Origin of the sequence: Streptomyces milbemycinicus (assembly GCF_002154605.1) — a bacterium.
In the GTDB taxonomy this organism is placed as follows: Bacteria; Actinomycetota; Actinomycetes; order Streptomycetales; family Streptomycetaceae; genus Streptomyces; species Streptomyces milbemycinicus.
The window spans coordinates 1-6526 of the sequence record NZ_MUNE01000058.1; the positions used below are offsets into that span (position 1 = coordinate 1).

Annotated in this window: 2 protein-coding genes and 1 pseudogene; 1 reads left to right on the forward strand and 2 read right to left on the reverse strand. The window is 72.8% G+C overall.

Annotation, left to right across the window (positions count from 1 at the left end):
* On the forward strand, positions 1-3491 hold a 3491-nt coding region (locus tag CCN51_RS05375; RefSeq protein ID WP_107425918.1), incomplete at its 5' end, for an RHS repeat-associated core domain-containing protein.
* Between the two features lie 24 nt (positions 3492-3515).
* Here CCN51_RS05375 and CCN51_RS05380 read toward each other — a convergent pair.
* Together CCN51_RS05380 and CCN51_RS05385 are read right to left on the reverse strand one after the other, a co-directional pair.
* Positions 3516-5348, reverse strand: coding sequence for a glycoside hydrolase family 9 protein (locus tag CCN51_RS05380; RefSeq protein ID WP_014174714.1), 1833 nt, complete (start codon positions 5346-5348; stop codon positions 3516-3518).
* A 137-nt stretch (positions 5349-5485) separates the two neighbouring features.
* Positions 5486-6214, reverse strand: a pseudogene (locus CCN51_RS05385) (SGNH/GDSL hydrolase family protein); the annotation flags it as partial.
* Between the last annotated feature and the right edge of the window lie 312 nt (positions 6215-6526).

Here is a 6526-nt window from a genome sequence, read left to right on the forward strand (position 1 = left end):
CCACCGGGAAGATGTACCTGCCGCAGACCGATGTGTCCCTGCCCGGCCTGCTGCCGCTGGTGTTCCAGCGCAGGGCCGAGTCCGGGTACCGCGCCGGGCGGTGGTTCGGCCCCTCGTGGTCGAGCACGGCCGATCAGCGACTGGAGGTCCTTGACCGGGGCGTCGTCCTCGTCGGCACCGACGGGCTGCTGCTGTCCTATCCGCACCCCGCCCCCGGTGTGCCGACCCTGCCAGAACTCGGCCCGCGGTGGCCGCTGGAGCGCACCCCCGACGGCGACTACACCGTCACCGACCCGGACACCGGCCACGTCCGGCGCTACACGGGACCCGCCGACGGGCCCCCCGGCGCGGACGGCGAGGCGCCGCTGACCGAGGTCTCGGACCGCAACGGCCACCGCCTCACCTTCACCTACGACACCGACGGCACCCCCACGGGCATCGTCCACGACGGCGGCTACCACCTGACGTTCACCACCGAGGGCGGCCGGATCATCGCCCTGCGCCTGGGCGACACCGAACTGGTCCGCTACGGCTACACCGACGGCGACCTGACCGAGGTCACCGGCTCCAGCGGCCTCCCGCTGCGCTTCGAGTACGACACCGACCACCGGGTCATCGCCTGGGTGGACACCAACCGCCGACGCTACGAGTACGTCTACGACGAGCGCGACCGCGTCGTCTCCGAGGGCGGCACCGAAGGCCATGTGTCGATGTGCATCGACTACGACGGCGCCGGTGCCGGCGTCGACCCGGACACCGGCCACCAGGTCACCGCGGTCCGCACGCCCGAGGGGCACACCAGCCGCTATCTGGTCGACGACCGCTGCCGGATCGTGGCCGTCACCGATCCGCTCGGCAACACCGTCCGCACCAGGTCCGACCGCCACGGCCGGCCGCTGGCCCACACCGACGCACTCGGGCACACCACCCGCTACGCATACGACGAGGCCGGCCGCCTGGCCAGGCTGACCACACCGGACGGCCACACCCGCGCCATCGCCCGCAACCGGCTGGGGCTGCCGGTGGAAATCACCGACGCCGACGGAACGGTGTGGCGCCACACCTACGACGAGCGCGGAAACCGCACCGCCACCACGGACCCCGCCGGCCACACCACCCGCTACACCTACGACGAGCGCGGCGCCCTGACCTCGGTGATCGACCCGCTGGGCGGGACCACCCGGGTCCGCTGCGACACGGCGGGCCTGCCGCTGGAGATCACCGACCCGCTGGGCGCGACCACCGCCTACCACCGCGACGCCTTCGGCCGCCCGACCGCCGTCACCGACCCGCTCGGCGCCATCACCCGCATGGAGTGGACGGTCGAGGGCAGGCTCGCCGCGCACACCGACCCGGGCGGCGCCCGGCAGAGCTGGCGTTACGACGGTGAGGGCAACTGTGTCGCGCACACCGACGCCCTGGGCCAGGCAACCTCGTACGAGCACACCCACTTCGACCTGGTGGCGGCCCGCACCGGGCCCGACGGGGCCCGCGTCGAGTACGCCTACGACACCCGGCTGCGCCTCACCCGGGTGACCGACCCCCAGGGCCTCACCTGGACCTACGAGTACGACCCGGCGGGCCGCCCGGTGAGCGAGACCGACTTCGACGGCCGTACGTCCAGCTACCGGTACGACGCCGCCGGCCGGCTCGTCTCACGCACCAACCCCCTCGGCCAGACGGTCGACTTCACCCGGGACCCCATGGGCCGGATCGTGCGCAAGGAGACGGGCGGCCGGGTCACCACCTTCGGCTGGGATCCGGCGGGTCGGCTGACGTCGGCCGAGGGCCCGGACGCGCAACTCGCCTTCCACCGCGACCTGATGGGCCGGGTCAAGTCGGAGCTGTCCGGCGGGCGGGTCCTGGCGCACACCTACGACGCGCTCGGCCGGCCCGTCCGGCGCGTCACCCCCTCCGGCGCGCTGTCCTCCTTCGCGTACGACGCCGCGGGCCACCGCACCACGCTGAAGGCCGGCGGGCACACCATCGCCTCCGCGTACGACGAGTCCGGCCGCGAGACCTCCCGCCGCATCGACCGCGCCGCCACGCTCGCGCAGGTCTGGGACCCGGCCGGCCGGCTGGCCGAGCAGATCCTCACCAGCCACCCCCGGCCCGCCGAAGAAGCCGCCACCGTGCAGCGCCGGGGGTACACCTATCGCGCCGACGGCCATCTGACCGGAGTCGACGACCATCTGCGCGGCGCCCACGGCTTCGAACTCGACCCGGCGGGCCGGGTCACGGCCGTCTACGCGCCCGGTGGGCGGGGCGAGAGCTACGCGTACGACGAGACGGGCAACCAGACCTATGCCTCCTGGCCCGCGCCGTTCACCTCGCACTCCGACGCCACCTCCGACGCCACCGGCCCCCGCGCCTACACCGGCACCCGCGTCACCCGCGCGGGGCGCGTCCGCTACGAGTACGACGCGGCGGGCCGGATCACCCTGCGGCAGCGCAACAGGCTGTCGCGCAAACCGGACACCTGGCGGTACGCATGGGACGCGGAGGACCGGCTGACCTCCGTCACCACCCCCGACGGCACCGTCTGGCGCTACCTGTACGACCCGCTGGGCCGGCGCACCGCCAAACAGCGGCTCGCCGCCGACGGCGAGACAGTCGTCGAGCGCGTGGACTTCGTCTGGGACGGCTCCACGCTCGTCGAGCAGACCACCACCGGGCAGGCCCGGCCCGAGCCGACCACCCTCACCTGGGACCACGACGGGCTCCGCCCGGTCGCGCAGACCGAACGCGTCACCGACGACATGGGCCGGCGGGAGATCGACCGAAGATTCTTCGCCATCGTCACCGATCTGGTGGGCACCCCCCGCGAACTCCTCGACGAGAACGGCGACATCGTGGCGCGCCACCACGCCACCCTGTGGGGCGCGACAGGCCCCGCCGCGGCCGGGGAGGCGCATACGCCACTGCGCTTCCCCGGCCAGTACCACGACCCCGAAACCGGGCTCCACTACAACCGGTTCCGCTACTACGACCCTGAGACCGCCCGTTACACCAGCCCCGACCCGCTCGGCCTGGCCGCCGCGCCCAACCCCGTCGCGTATGTGGCGAACCCGCACGCCTGGGTCGACCCGCTGGGCCTCTGCCCGTGTACGCCCGGCACCTCGCCGACGGGGCGGCCGGACGGCGAGACCGTTCTCAGCGGCCACGGCGCCATCTGGTCGGAAGACATCCGTCCGGGCCAAGAGGCCCTGATCACGGTCCCGAAGGGGACGAGACTCTTCCTGTACGTCCACCACGGCGAGATCCTCAGCGATAAGAGTGCCAACCTCATCGAGCTCGGCACCCGGCCGCTGTTCCCCACCGAGATCGTCGAACCGGGCCAACGGGTCCTGGACTACTCGCTCTTCCCACCCGACGGTCTGACGGTCATGGGCAATCCGGTGACGGTGACGAGGGAGACCCCGCTCTCGCAGCTGCTGCAGCCGAACATGGGCAACGTGCACTGGGCGGCGTGCCGGGAGGTCATATGGTGAGCCCGCCGCCGGGGCGGCGGGCTCTCAGCCACGCTCCGCGGCGAACGCGGCCAGCCAGGCCAGTGGGGCGTTCCAGTTGATCGCCACCTCGTTGGTCGAGTACGAGCCGATGTCGTCGATGTAGCACTTGGCCGCCGCGCACCCCGGCAGCTTCTCCTGCGCCACCGGGTCCTGCAAGGCCGAGTCCGGACCGCCCGCGAGCGCCCCGGCGGGCGGGTTGGGCAGCGAGGCGTCCGCTTGGTGGGCCCAGAAGCGGTGGTGCTGGTTGTGGGACGCCTGCTCGCCGTAGCCGGACACATAGGACTGGCCCAGCGCGTTGCGGCCGAGCAGATAGTCCAGCGTCTCCAGCGCCCCGTCGCGGTAGCGCCGGTGGCCGGTGAGCTCGTACGCGACGGCGATGACGCTCGCGTTGTTGGCCACCTGGCCGTTGGAGCCCCACACATAGCCGTCCTCCGGCAGCGGCACCGCGTAGCCCTGGCGGGCCATGGCGTCCAGATAGCCGTCGGCCGCCGAGACCACCGAGGCGCGGATGCGCGCCCGGTCGTCGGCGGGCAGCCCGTTGGGGACGGTGGCCAGGGTGATCCGGCCCAGGGCCGCGGTGTCGGGCCAGGCGAAGCCGAGCGGGGTGAACGCGTCGGCCGAGGTGTGGAAGGGCGAGGAGGTGACCGCGTCCCGGTACGCGCTCTCCCCGGTGGTCGCGTAGAGCTCGGCCGCCGCCCAGTAGAACTCGTCGTCGACCCGCGTGTCCCCGTACGCCCCGCCACCGGTGCCGTCCGAATCCGGGGCGAGTACGTTCGGGTCGGCCTTCGCGGCGCTCCAGGCGCGGCGGGCGGAGGCCAGGCAGCGGGCGGCGAAGGCCTTGTCGTACGGTGCGAACACCCGGGCACACTGGGCCGCCACTGCCGCCAGGTTGAGCGTTGCCGCGGTCGACGGGGCGTGCAGCTCGCGCGGCTGGGAGTCCTGCTCGGGCCGGGTGGGCAGACCGGTCCACTGCGCGTCGTGGATCTTGTGGAAGGCCATGCCCGCCCGCGGCTTGCCCTCCGGGATCTGCATCCGCATCAGGAACTCCAGCTCCCAGCGCGCCTCGTCCAGCACATCCGGTACGCGGTTGCCGCGCTCGGGCACCCGCAGCGTGGCGTCCCCGAGCGCCGCCTGGTGCCCCGAGCGCTTGGCGCGCTCGAAGGAGTTCACCGTCTGCCATACCGCGATGCCGCCGTTGACCACGTACTTGCCCTGGTCACCGGCGTCGTACCAGCCGCCGCGGACATCCCGGGAGTAGTCGCACACCCCGGTCTGGCACGGGACACTCGTGTCCCCCTTGTTCGGCGCGATGCCCAGGTGTCCGGCGGGCCGGGCGTACGCCGCCCCCGCCAGCGACGCCTGGATCGGGATGCCGCTGCGCTGCTGGTAGAAGAAGGACAACGCGTCCGAGCGCAGCCCGTCGTACAGATCCGCGCGGATGTCGAAGGGATGGCTCGTCCGGCCGTCCACGGTGAGCGTGTAGCCGGTGCCCGTGCCCTGGTACGAAGAGAAGTCGACCAGATGCGTGGTGTCGCCCGAAGCGGTGTCGGCGCCGTGCACGGTGGTGGTGCCCGAGGCGGCCACCGCGCCTGTGGCGTTGCGCAGTTGCCAGGGCAGCGCGGTGGTGGCGGTGGTCACGACGGTGGCGCGCTTGGGGCCCGAGGGCAGATAGCCCAGCTGGTTGACCTGGACCGCCGAGGGCGCGGCTGCGGCGGCTGCAGCGGCCGAATTGGCCGGAGTGGCTGGGGCGGCTGGGGCGGCGATCAGCAGCAGCGCGGCGGCCAGCAGCGCTGCGGCGCCGCGGGCACCGCGCGGACGGGGAAGGCGAGCGGGCATGACGGACCTTTCTGTCTTCTGTCGCGGGCGGTGTCCGGCTGGGGCGTGGCGGCAGTTCAGCGGTGGACCGTGGCCTCCTCGGCGGTGGCGGCGACGCTCGCGTCATCGGCCCGCAGGGCGCCCGCGGCCCGGTCCGTCAGACCAGGCGTCAGCAGCTTGGTGAGCGCGGGGTACCAGCGCGCGGCTATCTTGTCGTCGCCCGAGGCGTTGGGGTGCACCCCGTCGTAGGTGTCGGTGGCCGTGGAGAAGCCGCTCCACTGGTCCACCGCTATCACGGGGGAGCGCGATGTGCTCTTGGCGGCGGCCCATCCGGGGATCCGGGCGTTGAGCGCCGTCACCCGGGCGGCGCACTCCGGACATGAGCCGGGGTTCATGGGGAGGATCTGCGCCACGAGGACCTTCATGTTCGGGTTGCTCTGGCGCATCTGGTCCACGAGCGTGCTGTAGGCGGCCAGGATCCGGTCGGGGGCGATGTTGCTCCAGACGTCGTTGGTGCCGAAGTGCATGACAACGATGTCCGGATGTGTGGCGGAGAGCCAGCCGGGCAGCTGGTTCTGCTGGGCCACGGCCGTCGCCAGGAAGCCGCCGTGGCCCTCGTTGTCGCCGTCGTACGGCACCCCGCAGCCCTGCGGGCCGAGCGTCCCGACGAAGTCGACGGAGGTGTAGCCGGTGCTCTGCAGCTTGTTCCACAGCACCGCCCGCCAGCATCCGGGCGAGCCGGTGATCGAGTCGCCCAGCGGCATGATGCGCACCGGCGCGGCGGCGGTGTCCGTAGCGGCGGCCGGGGTGATCGCGGTGTCCGGAGCGGCAGCCGCGGTGCCCGGCGTGGCGGTCGCGGTGTCCGGTGCGGGGCCTACCGGCCGCATCGCGGTCAGGGCCAGGGTCAGTGCCGGGATCGCCAGGAGTGTTCTCAGAAGCCTCGTTCTCCGCACGGCCGTTCCTCCTCGGCTCGGTGGGGATATGGGAGCGCTCCCAATCGTGTGTAACCACGTTGCTGAGGTGCGTCAAGAGGCTGGACGGGTGAGAGTGACCGGCCGGTGACGGCCGGTCAGAGTCGTTATACCCGCCGGGCCAGGGTGCGGCGCGCCGTCTCCGCCATCGCCTCGTCCACCATCCGCCCCTCGAACAACACCGCGCCCTCGCCCCGTGCCTGGGCCGCCGCCACCGCCGCCACCAGC